We start from the raw sequence: 18,652 nt of genomic DNA, 5'->3' as shown, positions 1-18,652 counted from the left end.
AAATGTGATATCTTCTATGGTTCTTCCACCATCTGTTCACGTTCATTCAAGGCAGCTTCCCGCTCATCAAGTTCCTGCTCCCATTCCGCATATTTATCGATCAGTTTATTCTCATAATTTAAAATTGTAGGGCTGTCACTCGTCGATGCAATGATAAACATGCCGATTATACTGATTGCAAGAATCACAGATACAAATAATGTAATCTCATACTTTTTGCGGTACCCATCTGCTTTTCCCTGTTTTTTCTTTTCATCTGACTGATGTTTTGCAGAAATCCTTAATTTCTTTTTGAGACTCTCCTCTAACATCGGATGTGTCACATAGATTGGAAGGATATCCGCATTATTGATTGCAGGATTCTGGATCAGGTATTCCTGAAGTTCTTTTAGATAAGTATAACCAACGGCTGTCTCAAACAACTCCTGCTTTACCATTTTATTGTAGATTTCAAGTACTGTTTCCGGATGATGCATATCTGCACGTTCTTCCACATAATGGATTCCCTGCGCTTCCTTTTTTGCCTGCTCTGCTTCCGCTTCATCTGTAAATACAAAACCATTTATTTTTACTGTTTTCTTATCGGACATGATCATTCCTCTTATTATCTGACTAATTTGATACCATCATCATTATAAAAAAATGTGAAAAGAAATGCAATGCGTTATTGTATTGTAATTTCTATATAGTATAATCGGCTTATGAGATCACTTTTGGAGGGTATTTATGAACAAAAATAATTTTGCACCGCTGCCGCCTATGGGGTGGAACAGCTATGATTACTATGACACTACGGTAACAGAAGATGCCGTAAAAGCAAATGCAGACTATATGGCTGCACATTTAAAAGATTTTGGTTGGGAATATATCGTTGTCGACATCGAATGGTATGCGATCGGTGCCGGTTCCATGCGTGATCAGTTCCAGTACATTCCGTTTGCAGACGTCGCGATGGACGAATTTTCCAGATTACAGCCTGATCCGGATCGATTTCCATCTTCCGCTGACGGCACCGGATTTACCCATCTTGCAGACTATATCCACAGTCTCGGTTTAAAGTTTGGAATCCACATCATGCGAGGAATTCCCAGAACTGCCGCACATAATCACAGTAAGATCAAAGGCAGCAATGTGACTGCTGATATGGTTGCCAATCCTTCCTCCATCTGCGGATGGAACCCGGATATGTATGGAGTACGTGACACAGCGGCAGGACAGACTTACTATAATTCCCTGATGGAACTTTACGCTTCCTGGGGTGTCGATTTTATCAAATGTGATGATATCTGCAACACCAATATTTATCCGGCAAACCCATATTCTGCACGCCACGAGATAGAAATGCTGCATAAGGCGATCACACGCTGTGGAAGACCTATCGTTTTATCCCTGTCTCCGGGTCCTGCACTGATCGAACATGCATGGCATTATGAAACTTACGCAAACATGTGGCGTATCACTGATGATTTCTGGGATAAATGGGATCTGTTAAAAGATATGTTCCACCGCTGTGAACTCTGGCAGAACCATGTTTCAAAGGGATGCTATCCGGACTGTGATATGCTGCCGCTTGGCTGGCTTGGAAAAGGCTTCGGACATGAATGGTACACTAATTTTGCACCGGATGAACAGCATACCATGTTAACACTCTGGTGTCTTTTCGGCTCTCCTTTAATGCTTGGCTGTGAACTGACAAAATTAGACGATGCCACGCTTGCACTTTTGACCAACCGCGATATACTTTCCATGCTGACACCGGACTGTAAACCTCATCAGATATGTCTTGACGATGAAAAAGCCATCTGGTGCGCACATAATGCAGTTACAGGCGAACATTTTATTGCTTTCTTTAATCTCTCAGATGAAACACAGACAATCCATTGTGAGATTGAAACTCTCCGTGTCGGTGATGAATTATGCATCCATGAAAATGCCAGTCTGACAGAACTCTGGAGCAAAGAAAAAACATCCGTATCCGGCAGTGCGATCTCTGTCACCCCGCCAGCACACGGATGTCTGGTATTTCGTGTAGAAAACTGATCTTTGTCTTTGATGCTGTAAAATAAGTCTCTGATAAGCCAAAAGATTTATTCTTCCGGCATCCAGACGCGCATCTGATTTTCTCCCCGGTTCGCCCATACATAATAAGGAATTGCGGTCAGCATTACGTCTGTCCGCTTTGGGCGTTCCTCGGAGTAAAGCGCATCACTGCTCTCCATCCGGTATCCCGGCAGATGGATCAGCACATTTCCCGCTAATACACCTTCTTTGCAAAGTTCCGTCTCAGCTTTGATCTCTCTTGGTATACGAAGTGCCTGAATGCACTCACCATTGTCTGCACCTTCAAAGCAGTATACGACCGGTCCCCTCATCAACGCGACACAGCCCTCATCTTCACGCACATTCGTATTTGCATAAATTTTTCGTACCGGAAGATCAAATGTAAGTGCAACCACATCATTTTCTCCCCAGTTTCTCTTCAGATAAAGATAACCATTTTTCACAAAAGACATGTCATCTGTTTTTTCTCCGTTTACTGTCACAGCAAGTGTGTCCGGACGAATATGGGATGGGATATGAATTGCAAGTTCAAACGCCTTTTCTTTTTTTGCTTTTACCTGATAGGATACCTTTCCTTCCCACGGATAACTGCTTTCTACCGTAATCACCGCTTTATCAAAATCCGCGGTCTGTCCCAGAAACAGATGTGAATAGAGCGTCGTTTCACTCTCACTCCATGCATAAGTTCCCAGTGAAGTTACAAGACGTACCAGGTTCGGCGGACAGCATGCACATGCATACCAGCCCGGACGGGTCGGCAATACATGTTTATAACCAAAGATCGTGCCGGATGTTCCCGGATTTACCTCAAGCGGATTCACATAGAAAAACTGTTTTCCATCCAACTGGATACCGCTGATGGTTCCATTGTAAAATTCCCGTTCCATGATATCGGCATAAATTCCAAGGGGTTTTATTTCCAACATTCTCTTTGCAAAAAAGATCATTCCTATCGACGCGCAGGTCTCCGCATATGCCATATCGTTTGGCAGGTCATAATCGATCGTAAAAGCCTCGCCTTCAACTGTAGAACCGATGCCGCCGGTGATATACATTCTTTTCTTTACGATATTATCCCACAAAGTCTGGCATGCCTCATAAAGTCTCTCATCTTTATCTTCCCCGGCAAGGTCAGCCATTGCCGTATACATATAAACAGCACGGACACTGTGTCCGACTGCCTCTTTCTGCTCATAAATCGTAGCGTGCGTCTGCGTGTATCTCTGATCTAACGGTTCTAAGCTATACTGTCCCCAATGCTGCCAGCCTCTTTTTTTCTTTTCCTCATAAAAATAATCCGGATTTTTTCCTCGTTCCTCCAGAAAATACCGTGCCATCTTTTTGTATTTTTCTTTTCCGGTTGCACGGTATAGTTTCATCAGTCCGATCTCCACTTCCTGATGTCCCGGTATTCCCGGCTCTTTGTCCTCTCCAAATCTGGAAATGATATGGTCAGCAAGACGCTCCACCACATGAAGCAGTTTTTCTTTTCCGGTTGTCTGATAGTATGCGACACCAGCCTCCATCATATGTCCGGCACAGTACAGTTCATGGCACTCCTGCAAATTCTGCCAGCGGTGTTCCGGTTCTTTTACAATAAAAAAGGTATCAAGATAGCCATCCGGCTGCTGTGCCTTTTCGATGATGTCAATGATCTCATCCGCACGCGCTTCCAACTCATTGTCCGGCTTTACCGCAAGCGAATAGGCGACACCCTCTAACCATTTTGCGACGTCACTGTCCTGAAAGACCATACCATAAAATTCTCCTTCGCTTAAACCTGCGGCAATACGAAAATTTTCAATGGCATGGCTTTTTTCCACGCCTGGCACTTCATCATTTAATACTTTCTCCTGAAACGGAATGACGGTGTCTGTCATGCGGTGCTGCATGGCAGACCAGAATGGGTCGTGGATTTTTATCTGGTTGATGTTGATTTCACGAATATTTTTTGACATGATTTCTCCTTTAGTTTGTGGCTCCCGCTTTGTGCTTTACCACCTAACCCTTATACTCAAAATTAGGTATCTCTCCCCATCTCTCTTTAAAGTAATGCGCCGCCATTTTCGGTCTGCGCTCTCTCGTAAACAGTCCCTTTTTATTACCATCAACTCTCATGCATCCCTGCACGGTCGCAAAGTCCGCAAAGTTCCAGACATGCTCCCCGATAAAGACCTTCCTCTTATCGAACTGTGCATTTTGTCTCTTATAAAATTCCACCTGAAATTCCTCCGAGAACATCTCGGGCACACACTCATGGATACCGGCTACGGCATCAGCGCCGTACTCGGTGATCATGACCGGTTTATTCTGGGATTCCCAGAAGTCGAGTTCAAGATTTAATCCATAGCAGGCAGCGTCAAGATCTCCGGACAGGTTGTACCATCCATAGTAACGGTTAATGCAGACGACATCCATGCTTCTTGTGACAATATCTTTTTCATAGTTGTTCTGACAGCAGACTAAAGTAACTGGACGGTCAGAAGGGTCTGTCTCATGTGCCAGCTCATAGAGTGAATGCCAATACTCGTATGCTGACTCCGGAAAATTTTCCGTATCCGGTTCATTTCCAAGTGACCACATGACAACGCATGGATGGTTTTTGTCACGCGCGATCATGTCCTTAATGACCTGTTCATGGTGTTCACGGATAGGAAATGTCTCATAAGGATTGATTCCTGCTCCGGCACCGATCCCGACTGCCGGAACCTCGTCGATGATCACGATTCCTTCACGGTCGCACAGGCGGTACATTTCTTCCGCATATGGATAATGGCTGGTACGGAAAGAATTTGCATGCAGCCAGTGAATCAAATTGACATCTTTAACATCCAGACAGACATCCATACCCCGTCCATGAAATGCCGAATCCTCATGTTTTCCAAACCCTTTGAAATAAAACGGTTTTCCATTGATCAGAAACGAAGTCCCCTCCACGCGCACCGTACGCACGCCAAACGGCTCCTCATAATAATCATCACCGAACGTGACTGCTGCCGTATACAGATACGGTGTTCCCGGATATGGCTCCCACAGTTTTGCATCCGGTATCACGATCTCCCCGGAAGTGCCTTTTGCCTGTGCCACTTCATTTCCATTGGCATCTAAGATCTGCAGTACAACTTCCTGTCCATCTGTATCTGAAGTCTTAACCTGATAATTCACAATGCCATCCGTTCCACGGATATCTGTCACAAGCGTTACATCTTTGATATACGCCTTCGGTGTCGTATAAATTCGGACCGGACGGTTGATCCCTGCATAATTAAAGAAATCAAAATTAGGAAGATTCTGTGGTTTTCTCCAGCGTTTTGCAGCTTCAACTCCCGGCACTCCTGCATTGTCTGCTCCCATAAATGAGGTTCCCTCCTCATTTCCAACCGGAAGTGTGCTGTGATTAATGCGGTTATCCACAGCAACGACCAGTTCTGCACTCTCCCCTGCACATAATTTGTCAGTGATATCCACTTCAAATGGAAGAAATCCTCCTTTATGCTGTGTGAGCAATACCCCATTCAGATAAATTTTTGCAAAATGTGTTACTGCGTCAAAGCGAAGCACCAGTCTCTGTCCCTTGTAATAAGAAGGCACTGTAATATTTCTCCGGTAATACGCATAACCGTAATGATTCCGGTAAGCAATATCATCTTTCTGATCATTGTAAGATGCCGGAACTGCGATTGGCTCCATCTGCTCCGGCAATGTCACCGCATCCCCCGGTTCCTCCGTTGTCCCAAGTGCAAAATCCCACACTCCGTTTAAATCAATGATCCCACGAATCTTATTTTCCTGTGGATATAACATGTTACCCCTCCATTTCTGCCTTAATTAATCTCTCATACTCTGCGTCACTTAATTCCAACACCCCGCCGTGTCTTTTTTTCGTCCTGCCAAGATCATATTTTTCTTTTTCCAAAATCGTGAAATCACCCGATGACAGATCTTCCGTGATCATCGGCAGATACCCTTTTCCCTCGGCAAACTGGTCTGCGATCACACACCAGCTCCTGCCCTCCGGCAAAAGATAGCCCTCCGGGCCTTCCACGCCTTTTAATTTTTCAAAAACCGGGCAGGAGATCCGCTTAAAATCCCCGCGGAGACTGTCTGACTCCTCTAAGATCAGCCTGCTGTCGGTCTCATCCTTTGAGATCCGGTAATATTTTCCGTTACTCCTTAAAATCGTGGTATCGATCACATCCCGCTCACGTTCCATATACAAAAATGTATCCGAAAATGTGACAAAATCCTTTGTATAAGCGGCATAGATGCGGTGTTTTGCAGTCTCTTCCCCATCACATTTTACTTTGGATGCAAAAAAGACTAAAAATGCCTGTTCTTCCTCGTCAAACACAGCCTCCGGCGCCCAGACACAGCCAGCCTCACGGATGCCGACTGTATGGGCGCGCTCCTTTTCCCAGTGCACGAGGTCTTCTGATTCCCAGATGATGATATCCCTGCTGCCGCGCTCCTGCGCTGCCTGCCAGCCCTCACCCTTTTCGATTCGAAGATCGGTTGCGATCAGATAATAACGTCCATTCAGCGGATTTTTTACCGGAAACGGATCGCGCACACCGCACTCGCCGATATGCGAATACAGTACCGGTTTTCCATCGTTTAGATCCGTCCAGTGCAGTCCGTCCCGGCTCACGGAAAAATAGATCTGCTCGCCGTCCTTCTGTTCCCCGGTAAAGTGTACAAATAAATATCCTGCCATACCCTGCTCCATTCATATTACTTGATTTTTATTTTCGTGGACACTCAGCCAATATCCGGCTCATCCTTCAACACGATCGTATCGCGGGTCTTTCCCTCTGTCTCAAATACGATGATCTCGTTTTCGCCCTTTTTCAGCAGCGGCGCCGGGATATAGAGTCTTTTCTGCGGTCCGATCTCCCAGAATCTTCCGATATTAAATCCGTTTACAAAGACACAGCCCTTTCCCCATCCCTCAAAATCCAGGAATGTATCTGCTGTCTCGTCGATATCCACCGTAAAACGATAAAATCCCGGCAGCCCTTCTTTGTATTCTTTGGAAAAGTCAACTTTTTCGATATTGTCGAGCGGCAGCGTGTACTGTTTCCAGTGGTTGTGCATATGTCCGTTGACCTGCACACACTGACCAATGCCTTTTCTCTGGTGTTCCATGCGCGGTCCGAAATTGACACGCCCCATATTTTCCATCAGGATATCAAAATCTGCTCCCCTTTCAAACGTGACATCCAGCTCTTTTTCTTTTAAAAGTTCCAGATCGTAAAGTGTTGTGACCGGTTTTTGATCCACAAAAATATTGGCACGGTCGTTTGCCTCCCACAGGCGGAGTTTTTCGAGTTTCTCCTCCGTATCTAATGTGGAATGATATAAAATATAGCCGTAATTCTGCCCCAGTTTTTCCATGCTCTGCGGAAAACTGCTCTCCACCGGAGCACTGAGGTCATCCAGCACCGAAAACAGGCTTACCTTTTCTTTTGCCTGCAGTGTTCCATATGCCTTCCTTTTGATCTCAGTCGTAAATGTGACTTCCGGTATCTCTCTGTATTTTGCAATGACGTCGCGGTATCTGCGGTATTTTTCCGTGATCTGTCCATCTTCCGTCAATAGCGCATCATAGTCATACGATGTCACATCCGGGGTCAGCTCATCATAGTAGTTCGAGCCATTCATAAATCCAAAATTCGTACCGCCCTCAAACATATAAATATTGACATGACCGAGTTCTAACATTTTGTCGAGGTCCTTGACGCTCTCCTCCAGATTGCCTGTCATATGACCGCCATTTCCCCAGTGATCGAACCAGCCTACCCAAAACTCCGTGCACATTAATGGCCCGCCGTCCGTATATTTTTTCAGGACTTCAAAACGCTCCTCTGTCTTAGATCCAAAATTTCCGGTCGGCAGCGCGCCTTCTAAATGACCTCCGTTTAAATTTTCTTCAAACGGTCCGTCCGAGGTGACAAGCGGGACAACGACACCGCCTTTTTGCATTTTATCTTTCATTGCAAGCAGATATTCCCTGTCGTTTGCATAATATCCGTATTCATTTTCGACCTGCATCAAAATGACCGGTCCGCCGTAATTGATCTGATACGGCACGATTTTTTTCAATAATACATCATAGTAATCCTGCACATGTTTTAAAAACGGCGGATAGGAAACGCGCAGTTTCATTCCATCTTCCGCTAACAGCCACGCCGGCAGTCCGCCAAATTCCCACTCCGCACAAATGTACGGCGACGGTCTTAAAATCACATATAACCCAAGTTCCTGCGCCGTTTTTACAAATCGTTCTATGTCAAGCATCCCCTCAAAGTGGAATTCCCCTTTTTTCGGTTCATGCATGTTCCACGGGATATATGTCTCCACTGTATTGCATCCCATTGCCTTTAATTTTTCAAGTCTGTCCTGCCAGTATTCCGGAACGATTCTGAAATAATGAATTGCACCCGATATGATCTGAAACGGTTTTCCATCCAGATAAAAATTGTCTGTGATCTCAAAATTGCCCATGCCATCTCTCCTCTTTTTCACAAAATGTTCCTTTTGTATCAGTTCTTTCCTATAACAAAAGGTGTTGATCCCCTATTTCTTAGAATCAACACCTTCTGTTCAATAGCGGCACATCATGCCTTTATTGTATACCTATTTGTATAATGCATCAAACTGTTCCTGCAGTGCTGCGGTTACTTCTTCAATACCAGCCTGTTTTAATGCTGACTGCATCTCTGCAACGATCTCCTCCGCAGTTCCCTGATATTTACCATAAGAGATCTGTTTTGTATAGTTGGTATATACTTCGTTGATGTTATCGATCTTAGACTGGATATCATCAACTTCCGGTACAAACTGTCCATACGGATAATCAATCTTTAAGGAATCATACTCACTGTAAAGTTTGTCAATTGCATCCCAGTTTCTTGTAGCGTCTCTGATCTCAAGATCGTCGTTACGCCCCCACCACCAGTTGGTCATACCGTTGATGTTGTCTGTGTCTGAGTTGTAGCCTTCCGGAGTTGTGCGGAGTCCCTCATCGTTGATCTCGTAAGATACGCCTTCAATACCATAGCAGAGTAATCTGTAGCATTCTTCGTCATTTCTTAATAAATCATATACCATCAGTGCTCTTTCCGGGTTCTTGCTTGCTGCGGAAACTGCCATTGCACCGTGTGTGATGGAAAGTGCTACCACGTTTCCGGTCTCTTCTCCGAAGTAGAAGAAGCCTGACTCTGCATCCGGATCATCCTGGTAAATGGTATTTGCCGGAGTTGCACTGCACAGATCTGTCCAGGTCTGTGTGTGGTGCTGCTCTGCTGCAACACGTCCGATACGGTAATCATCACGGTTTGAGGAAGCGGTATTGTTTAATACGTCTGTCTTCCATACACCGATGTTATCCCATTCTTTCATTAATTTTGCATACTCGACCATCATATCTGTGTCTGTGTATGCAGGTGTTGTGATCGTGTAAAGGTCATCTTTTGTACCGCCCCATAATGCGCCGGAGCAGATACCGTCGATTGCAACAAAATTGCTGTGGGAGGTGATCCAGCCGTTTGCCATCTGTGCATACTGTGTACCGTCAGAATCCCATGGAATGATATCCGGGTAAGCTTCTTTTACATATTTAAAGTAAGTTGTAAGATCTTCCCAGCTCTTGACACCATCTGTCAGTCCTGCTTCTTTTGCCCAGTCAAGACGATAGATAAATCCATGATTGGTCCACTGTGCGTAATTATCCTCCGGGATCAGATAGATCGAGCCGTTATATTTACACAGATCCCAGTGATCCTGGCTTACGCTCTCCCATGTCTTTGGTGCGTAGGTCTTTAACATATCCTCGGAAAGCTCTAAGAATGCTCCGTTCTTTGCGTTTGGCCAGGCATCGAGCCAGTCAGATGCAGTTCCGACAAGGTCGACAGAACCATCCATCTGTGCCAGTGTCAGGTTGTAGTTGGAGAGATAATCGGTCCATCCGATGTAATAAATCTCAAGTTCTGCATTTACTTTTTCGGTCAGGATCGCATTCAGTTTTTCTAACATCTCATCAAGACGCTCTGCTTTCTGTCCATCCGGTTTATCACCGGTCACCATATAAGTGATCACTACATGTTCGGATGTGTCAATGTCACCACTACTTGTCGTTCCCCCTGCTTCCGTAGTGGATGCACTGTTTTCCGATTTTGCTGCATTTCCTGTTGTGGAAGAATTGCTTCCTCCGCCACAGGCTGTGGCGCCAAGTAACATTGTACCTGCGAGTAACATTGCCCCAAGTCTCTTAAATCTTTTCTTCATACCATACCCTCCATATGATTTATTTTTGCAGCAGATCTGTCTTTCCCTAAGACAAATCTGCTTTTATTATGACTCTGCCCCATGCAGAGTGATAATCGTATCGATCAGCCTTTTACGGCTCCAACGGTAATACCGCTGATGAAATATTTCTGAACGAATGGATACAGGAAAATGATCGGTCCGGTTGCAAGGATCGCATTTGCCATCTTGATTCCCTCGGTCGGGATATCTGCTAACGATACATACTGTCCTGCAACGGAGTTTTTGAGCTGATCCATTTTATTTACAACTTCATATAATGTATACTGTAACGGTTTTACATCCACTTTCGAGCTTAAGAAAAGTGATGACTGATACCATTCATTCCAGTATCCCAGTGCAAGGAATAATCCGATCGTCGCAAGTGCCGGTTTTAACATCGGAAGGATCAGTGAAACAAAGATCTTCATATCCCCCGCGCCGTCGATCTTGCCGGACTCTGTGATCTCATGCGGGATCGCCTTCACAAAGTTTTTCATCATGATGATCAGCCACGGTGACATCATAAGCGGTAATAAAACTGCAAAATAGCTGTCCTTTAAGTGGTAAGTCTGTGTCATCAGAAGATAGTACGGTGCAAGTCCTGCGGAAAACAGGCTTGTAAAATATATGTAGAAAGAAATTCCGTTGCGGAACGGGAAATCTTTTCTCTGTAATGCGTAGCCTGTCATTGCTATGATCGTCAGTCCGATCGCTGTACCGACCACCGTCAGGATGATCGTGAGCAGATAAGATTTCCAGATACCACCGCTCTTGCAGACCATCTCATAAGCCGCCAGTGTAAACTGTTTCGGAATCAGCTGTACACCTTCTGCACGGATCACTTCTTCTGCCGTAAACGAGCTGCCAAGGATCAAAAGGAACGGGAATACACACGCAACTGCATAGATCGTGATCACTACATATCCAAATCCCCGTACAATCTTATCAGAAGCTCCAAGTTTTACTTTATTGCTGTTATTTTTCTTCATAGTCGACCTCCATAGATATTAAAACAGGGAATAATCCGGTTCAATTTTCTTAACAATATAGTTCACGACCATAACGATCACAAAACCAACGACTGACTGATACAGACCGACTGCCGACGCTGTCGAGAAGTTAAAATCTGTCATCGTAGCCCTGTAAACAAACGTCTCAATAATATCTGTCGTGTCATATAATAAGGAGTTCGTACCAATGATATTGTAGAACAATCCGAAATTACCTTTTACGATGCCGCCCAATGCAAACAGTAACAGGATGATCACGGTAGGTTTTAAACTCGGGAGCAATATGTAACGGATCCTCTGAAATGCATTTGCTCCATCGACCTTGGATGCCTCTATCATCTCTGCGTCAATTCCGCAGATGGATGCGAAATATACAACGGAGTTGTAACCTGTCTGCTGCCACAGATAAATGATAACCAGCAGTACCGGCCATACATGCGGATCGCTGTAAGGTCCCCATTTTTCCATTCCAAGTTTGGTGAGGATTTCATTTACAAATCCGGTATCATAGTTTAACAGGTTGAATACCAGCACTCCGACCAATACCTGTGAAATGAAATATGGAAGAAACATCATCGTCTGTGATACTTTCTTGAACCATTTACATCTCATTTCATTTAAAAGGATCGCTACCACGACCGCAAGTAAATTTCCAAGAAGGATAAATGCCAGATTATATAAAATTGTATTTTTCGTCAGTGATAAAATTTTTCCTGATTCCCAGAGGAACTCAAAATTCTGTAACCCTACAAATTTGCTTCCAAAAATACCATCGCGGTAATTGTATTTAACAAACGCAACATAGATTCCTGGCAATGGCATATAGTTAAATGCAAAGAAAAAAATCATTGCCGGGACACACATCAGTGTCAGTACACGGTACTTCCAGAGTTTCTGCCAGAAGTTTAGTTTTTTGCCAACCTGTTTTGCAACACCGTTCTCCTTTTTCATATATTTTCCCCTCTCCAATGTTTTCTTGAAACCGGTTTCAAAACCTTGTAAAAACAAAGCACTTATATTTTTCACAAAACTGTCTGCCATCTTCCATAAGGTGTAATATTTTTTGATCTTAAGTGTCAGAAACGCCTTTATATCTTCTTTTTTGCATGTTTCCCGCACTTATCTTACACCTTCGCTACGTAAACCCCATCCATGCAGCCGGCTTTTACACCAGTTGTGTATTTTATAGTGCTTTTTAATTTGAAACCCTTTTCATATTGTTATATTACAATACATATTATGAGTTGTCAACAGATTATTTTACTTTTTGTACATATTTATTTCACATTTATTTTATTTTTCCGTCATTCTAACGGATTTTACCGTTTTAACTCCGCTACGGATTCTCTGATGATCAGAGTCGGTGTTACTTTCTGTACCTCCGGTACTTCTTTTCCGGCAATCTTATCTAATGCGGTGTCAACCAAAAGCTTTCCAAATGCTTCATAATCATAGGAAATACTGCTCAGCCTTGGTATGACGGTATCTACGATAAACGTATTATCAAAACTGATGAGGGAAATATCCTCCGGGATCCTAAGTCCATGCTCTTTGATGGAACGCATCACACCCACTGCACTGTAGTCGTTGATCGCGATCACCGCCGTGGGAAGTGTCTTATTTCCCTGAAAGAGTGCCTCGAACCCCTGATAACCGCCCTCGATCGAATAATTGGAATTGATCACATAGCGCTCACGGTAGGTCAGACCGTTCTTTCGCAGCAGACTGCGGTAGCGGATGCGCTTATCGTAAGTGGATTTCATCTCCTCGACTCCGCCGATCAGTGCAATGCGCCTGTGACCTAAACCGATCAGACATTCCATGCTCTGGTTCATGCCCTCCGCCTCGTCGATCGTGACCTGGCAGCACTCACCGCCCTCCACCTTTCCTGTTGTGATGACCGGGATGGATTCAGCGACACGGTTGATCAGATCTGCGTATTCCGGCTCCGTGACAAGGCTGTCTGATTTTCCCCCGATAATGATGATTGCATCCATACGCATGTCAAACATTTTCTGAATATATTCTACCTCGAGATCCGGATTGCTTAATGTTCCGCAGATCATTGGCACATACCCGCGCGCAATGATCTCCTTCTCACAGTTTTCCACCATGGATGAATAATAAGGATTGACCAGATCTGCAGCAAGCACACCGATGACGTTCGTTTTCGTCTTGATCAGTCCCTGCGCAAGCGCGTTTGGCCTGTAATCATATTTGCGGATCACTGCTTCCACACGCGCTCTCTTTTCCTCGCTCACCCTCGCATTTTTTGTCATGACTCTCGACACTGTTGCCGGTGAAACTCCCGCTTCCTGTGCAATTTTATAAATATTTAACTCACTGCCCATCGGCCATCCCCCTTAAAAGTCATATTTGAAAACGTTTTCAAGTTAATTTTATCGGGATTTTGCAGGTTTGTCAATATAGGGTCAGATTCTTTTTTTCGTCCATTTTCGTGAGCGGAAACGGATGAAAAAGATACTTCCGCGGAACATCTCATCGAGCATGAACGCGATCCAGCATCCTGCCAGTCCCATCCCAAGGCGTATCCCAAGCAGATATGCAAACAAAATGCTGACGCCCCAGCAGGAGATCACGGCGATGACCATCGGAAAAAACACATCCCCCGCTCCCCGGAGTGAATTGTCCTCAACATGGTTGAACGCGCGCCCGATCTCCACGAAAATATCAATGAAAAAGATCACTCCCGTCATCCCGATGATTTCCTCACTCTGCGTAAATAAATGCATCAACGGTCTATGGCAGAGAAAGATCAGAACCGAAAGCACGATATTTAAGCTGACCGCGATTTTTAACACCTGCTGGTTCAGCCGGTATGCCTTTTCATACTCCTTTGCCCCCGTCATCCATCCCATCAGGATCGCGGTGGAAAGCCCGAGTGACATTCCGGTCACATAGACATAAAACACGATGGATGAAACATAGATCTTTGCGGTGAGCGCCGCTGTTCCAAGCACTGCTAAGATCGATGTTGACACGATCTGTGAAAAGGAATACGACAGGGAACTGATCCCTCCCGGCAGTCCGATCTTTAAGATTCCACCCACGCAGGATAATGTCTTTAAATTTTTCGATGCAAAATCAAGATGCAGTCCGCAATGGAACAGAAACCAGACGCCAAGTAAAAGCGCCGTCCCATGACTTGCCACGTTTGCCATTGCGATACCTTCCACGCCCTCCGGCACAATTTTCACCGGCTGGAAAATCACAACGTAATTTAACACTGCATTCACGATATTCATAAACAAAGATACCGTCACTGCAAGTTTCGGTTTTCCATAACTGCGCAGTACCGCGGAGATAGCAGAAATAATGCCCTGCAGTACGGAAAAGCCGATACAGATGCGAAAATATACCACCGCCATCTCATACACCGATGTTTCTAACTGCATCGGACGCATGACTGCACCTGCAAAAAATGCCAGTATCATTCCTAAGATCAGGCTGATTGCACCTCCGCACACGATGGAGGTAAACGCTGCATCCGACGCCCTTTTTTCATCTCCCGCCCCCAGTCTGTGGCTGATGACGACCGATGCGCCGCCGCTGAATACCGCATAAAACGTGTACAAAAATCCGATCACCTGGTTTGCCGCACCGACTGCCGCGACCGCATCATCCGCATAGTGCCCAAGCATCAGCGTATTGACCGTACCGGTCATATTCATCAAAAGCTGTTCAATAAACAACGGGATAAACAATCCTTTCAGCGTCAGCGTTCCCTCTGCCGTGGTAACACTGGTGCAGTCTGCATCAATCCATTTCCACTTCAAGATGCATTCCTCCTTTTTCTGCTATGCAGTTCTTTTGTGCTATGCTGTCTGTCTCTGAAATTTCTACACGGATCTTTCCCCTGTTTATTCTTCTCACATAGATCATGAGCTTTCCGTCCTTTGTCTTTCTCGCATTTTCCGCATATGGAGTCACATCCGACAGATCCCCGTTCTCGATCCCTGCCAACATACCTGCCCCGCTCACAGCCACACGCAGTTTTTTATCATCCCAGACAACCTTCTGTCCGTTTTGATCCACAAGTGTGAGCGCGATCTGATAGAGATATCCGTTTTTCTGTGTCTCTTGGAAAGGAATCTCCTCCGGCTGATAGACCTCTGCCTTGATGCCAGCAGCGTTCTGCGTGGTAAGCAGTCTCTCCTGTTCTATGATATTTCCGTTTTCATCATAACCGCTTGCCTCAAGGATCCCTGCCTCCCAGAGTACCTCAAAACGATATGCACCGTCGTCGTTGTAGCCGATCTGTCTGCCAGCCTCTTTTCCATTGATAAAAACAGCTGTCTCCGGCAGATTTGAGTAACACATTACGATGACTTTTTCTCCGGCTTTATAATTCCAGTTTTCCTGACACGGAATCCACTCGGCAGACTCCTCACTCCACAGTCTTGTGGCAAGGTAAAGCTGAGGTTCTTCACACCACAACGATTTCCTGCGGAAATATCTTGCCTTTTCAAATCCGGCGCAGTCCAAAATTCCGGCTCCCGATCCATGAATCGGCCAGCCATGTGCCTCCCCTAAATAATCGATCCCTGTCCACAAAAACTGTCCGCTGATATAGTCGTTTGATTTTACCGCATCCCATGCCTCATAGCTGTGTCCGTTTTCACTCCCTAAAAACGGGATCTGTGGGAAATCTCTGTGGTCGGCTTCGTAATACTGCTCCTTATAGTTGTAGCCTGCCACATCCAGATGCTCTAATATGCCAAGTTTTGCAGACAGCTCCGGGTAGGCAAGCGCCATGGTGACCGGACGGCTCTTATCTTCACTCTTTACAATACGGGAAAGTTCTTCGGCGATCGGAAGCAGTCTTCGCATGTCCGGTTTTGCCGGATCATACTGCCGTTCTGCCGCCGGTTTATTCGCGTCGTTATTTCCGGTCATCTCCATAAAACTCGGATGACAGTACGGATCGTTCGGATAGTCGATTTCATTTCCGATGCTCCACAAAATGATGGACGGATGATTGCGGTCACGCCTTACCATGGCGCGCAGATCCTTTTCGTGCCATTCCGGGAAATCTTCAAAATAGCCCTGGTGTTTTGGCGGATAAACATTGTGTCCCGTGGACCATTTGTTTTTTGCATTTTCCCACTCGTCAAACGCCTCATCCATCACAAGAAATCCCATCGTATCGCACAGCTCATACAGTTCCGGCATATGCGGGTTGTGGCTGCACCGGATCGCATTACAGCCACATTCCTTTAATTTTGCAAGCCGTCTGTGCCATACTTCCTTTGTCACCGCGGCGCCGAGACAGCCGGCGTCATGATGCACACAGACACCTTTGATCTTCATCGGCACACCGTTTAAGAAAAATCCCCGGTCCGCGTCAAATTCTGCCACACGGATCCCGACCTTCTGTGTGTCTGCAAGATAAGATATTTTCTTTCCATCCTCGTCTGTTGTCTCATACCAGGTTTCCATCCCATAGAGATCCGGGTGCTCCGGCGACCAGCACTTCGGATCACGGATGGTGCCATGCATGCTGCAGGATACCGTATTTCCTGCCGGGATCTGTACCTGTTCTTTCCACTCTGCCACAGGTGTTCCCTGCGGATCAGACAGTTTTGTGCAGACCACACATGTTTTCTGCTCCTTCGTCTGGTTGCATATCTCATGACGGATACTGACTGCCGCCTGCACTGCTGTAAGTCCTCTACCATCGGCCACAAGTTTCTCTGTCACAAACGTCACGCCATATTCTGCCGGATGCACCTGTTCTTCCACCACAAGAGTGACTTTCCGCGTGATCCCGCTTCCCGTGTACCATCTCGAATCCGCAATGTCCGTGTGCGTCACTTTCACACTGACCACATTTTCCTGCTCCCCAAAATGTGCGATCCCAGAGATATCATAGGAAAATCCGGTGTAACCATACGGGTGTTTTCCCTGATAATAACTGTTGACCCACACCTGGCTGTTTTTATACACACTGTCAAATACCAGACGGATCGATTTCCCCTGATATTCCTCTGGCAGATAAAAATGCAGCCGGTACCAGCCGATCCCGCCCGTGAGATATCCGGTGCCGCTGGAATATTGTTTTGAAAAAGGATAAGCCACTGCCCAGTCATGCGGCAGCATGACACGCTCAAATGCACGATCGTCATATCCCTGATACCATGCCTCCTCACATTCTCCAAAATGAAACTTCCATCCCTCACTTAATAACAGTTCTGTTTTATTCATAATCATAAAAAATACCTCCATTTTTACTACGGTCTATGTTTTCTTTTAAACACATCATAGTAAAAAACAGAGGTATGATACAATGGAGAATAGTGACACTTTTTGTCTTTTAGCGACTTTTCATGATTTATTTTTTGACAGAGAATCTGCGTAGGCGCGCGGTGACATCCCGACATTGCGCTTAAACACTTTGCTGAAATAATATTCATCCGGGTAGCCGACCTCCTGGCCGATCACCCCGGTATGCATCGTCGTCTGCGCGATCAGACGCTTGGCATGTTCCATGCGGACTGCCGTCAGATACTGGAAAATGGTCTGTCCGGTTACGCGCTTAAAGATGCGGTTCATGTAATCAAAATTGCCGTCAAACTCCTCCTCTAACCGCTCCCCCGAAATGTCTGCCGCATAAGACGCATTCAGCCATTCCTGTATTTTCTGGACTTTATAATAGCTTTCCGGGAACCCGCCTGCAGTCCTTTCGCGTTCCGCTGTCGCAAAACAGCGCGCGATCTCGATCAACGCCTCCTGTATCCGGCAGGCACAGAGGATCTTATGATTCTCAAACGTGCTGTAATCCTCCGCGATCGCCTGCTTGATCAGCTCATCAATGTGGATCTGGTCGGTGACTTTTTTGATATGCCAGTATTTCGGCAGCCAGATCTCACTCTCATCATAACTTCCATAAGGCTCACACGGCTCCTTTGCCATCGCCTTTCTCCGGCGTTCAAACTGCTGCCTAGCGACTTCCTCTTCTTTTGCATCGACCAGTTCCATCTCCCCATGCATGAAATGTACATAATAATAATTGCAGGTCGTCGCCTTTGTTCCCTCATGCGTGCGATCCTTATCCAGCAGACAGACATCCCCCGGCTTTAAGATCAGAGGCTTTCCGTCCTCAAGCAGATGCATCTCCCCGTGCCGGATAAAATATAAGATCTGTTCTCCCGCCCTGCGTTTCCGGTGGACATAAGGCGGTCTTATCTCTGTCTCATCCACAAAATTTACCTTCGGGAGCATCTGCGCATTTATCCTGTAAAATTCCATCTCTT

Annotated in this window: 13 protein-coding genes; 1 reads left to right on the top strand and 12 read right to left on the bottom strand. The window is 45.6% G+C overall.

Annotated elements, in window-relative coordinates:
• Positions 1 to 14: 14 nt before the first annotated feature.
• Positions 15 to 590 (bottom strand): hypothetical protein, encoded by a 576-nt coding sequence (locus tag H8S51_RS05530; protein WP_186899059.1) that lies wholly within the window; start codon positions 588 to 590, stop codon positions 15 to 17.
• 136 nt (positions 591 to 726) lie between these two features.
• Between H8S51_RS05530 and H8S51_RS05525 the strand changes: the two genes are divergently transcribed.
• A complete protein-coding gene (locus tag H8S51_RS05525; protein WP_186899060.1) occupies positions 727 to 2,040 on the top strand; it encodes a glycoside hydrolase family 27 protein in 1,314 nt (437 codons plus the stop codon).
• Positions 2,041 to 2,087: 47 nt separating this feature from the next.
• Here H8S51_RS05525 and H8S51_RS05520 read toward each other — a convergent pair whose 3' ends face one another.
• The 11 genes from H8S51_RS05520 to H8S51_RS05470 all read right to left on the bottom strand — a co-directional run bounded on the left by H8S51_RS05520 (position 2,088) and on the right by H8S51_RS05470 (position 18,647).
• Positions 2,088 to 4,019 (bottom strand): glycoside hydrolase family 127 protein, encoded by a 1,932-nt coding sequence (locus H8S51_RS05520; protein ID WP_186899061.1) that lies wholly within the window; start codon positions 4,017 to 4,019, stop codon positions 2,088 to 2,090.
• Between the two features lie 43 nt (positions 4,020 to 4,062).
• Positions 4,063 to 5,865 (bottom strand): beta-glucuronidase, encoded by a 1,803-nt coding sequence (gene uidA, locus H8S51_RS05515; protein WP_186899062.1) that lies wholly within the window; start codon positions 5,863 to 5,865, stop codon positions 4,063 to 4,065.
• A gap of 1 nt (position 5,866) precedes the next feature.
• Positions 5,867 to 6,775 carry a glycoside hydrolase family 43 protein gene (locus tag H8S51_RS05510; RefSeq protein WP_241070919.1) on the bottom strand — a complete coding sequence of 303 codons (909 nt, stop codon included), beginning with the start codon at positions 6,773 to 6,775 and terminating at the stop codon, positions 5,867 to 5,869.
• A gap of 44 nt (positions 6,776 to 6,819) precedes the next feature.
• Entirely contained in the window at positions 6,820 to 8,565 is a 1,746-nt protein-coding gene (locus H8S51_RS05505; RefSeq protein WP_186899063.1) for a glycoside hydrolase family 35 protein, read from the bottom strand.
• A gap of 132 nt (positions 8,566 to 8,697) precedes the next feature.
• Positions 8,698 to 10,347 (bottom strand): ABC transporter substrate-binding protein, encoded by a 1,650-nt coding sequence (locus H8S51_RS05500; protein ID WP_186899064.1) that lies wholly within the window; start codon positions 10,345 to 10,347, stop codon positions 8,698 to 8,700.
• A gap of 104 nt (positions 10,348 to 10,451) precedes the next feature.
• Complete coding sequence (locus tag H8S51_RS05495; protein ID WP_117919810.1) at positions 10,452 to 11,357, bottom strand: carbohydrate ABC transporter permease; 906 nt, start codon at positions 11,355 to 11,357, stop codon at positions 10,452 to 10,454.
• A gap of 18 nt (positions 11,358 to 11,375) precedes the next feature.
• The gene (locus H8S51_RS05490; RefSeq protein WP_186899065.1) at positions 11,376 to 12,329 is read right to left on the bottom strand and encodes an ABC transporter permease; all 954 of its coding nucleotides are present in this window, start codon (positions 12,327 to 12,329) and stop codon (positions 11,376 to 11,378) included.
• Positions 12,330 to 12,697: 368 nt separating this feature from the next.
• On the bottom strand, positions 12,698 to 13,729 hold the full coding sequence (locus H8S51_RS05485; RefSeq protein WP_117919812.1) for a LacI family DNA-binding transcriptional regulator: 1,032 nt from the start codon (positions 13,727 to 13,729) through the stop codon (positions 12,698 to 12,700).
• A gap of 81 nt (positions 13,730 to 13,810) precedes the next feature.
• Positions 13,811 to 15,175, bottom strand: coding sequence for an MATE family efflux transporter (locus tag H8S51_RS05480; RefSeq protein ID WP_241070918.1), 1,365 nt, complete (start codon positions 15,173 to 15,175; stop codon positions 13,811 to 13,813).
• Positions 15,156 to 17,609, bottom strand: a complete 2,454-nt coding sequence (locus H8S51_RS05475; protein ID WP_241070917.1) for a glycoside hydrolase family 2 TIM barrel-domain containing protein — start codon at positions 17,607 to 17,609, stop codon at positions 15,156 to 15,158. Before H8S51_RS05475 ends, H8S51_RS05480 begins: the two co-directional genes overlap by 20 nt.
• A 114-nt stretch (positions 17,610 to 17,723) precedes the next feature.
• A complete protein-coding gene (locus H8S51_RS05470) occupies positions 17,724 to 18,647 on the bottom strand; it encodes an AraC family transcriptional regulator (protein WP_015559881.1) in 924 nt (307 codons plus the stop codon).
• Between the last annotated feature and the right edge of the window lie 5 nt (positions 18,648 to 18,652).

The organism is Roseburia rectibacter, from assembly GCF_014287515.2.
Taxonomy (GTDB): domain Bacteria; phylum Bacillota; class Clostridia; order Lachnospirales; family Lachnospiraceae; genus Roseburia; species Roseburia rectibacter.
This window is presented reverse-complemented; position numbering and strand designations above follow the sequence as displayed.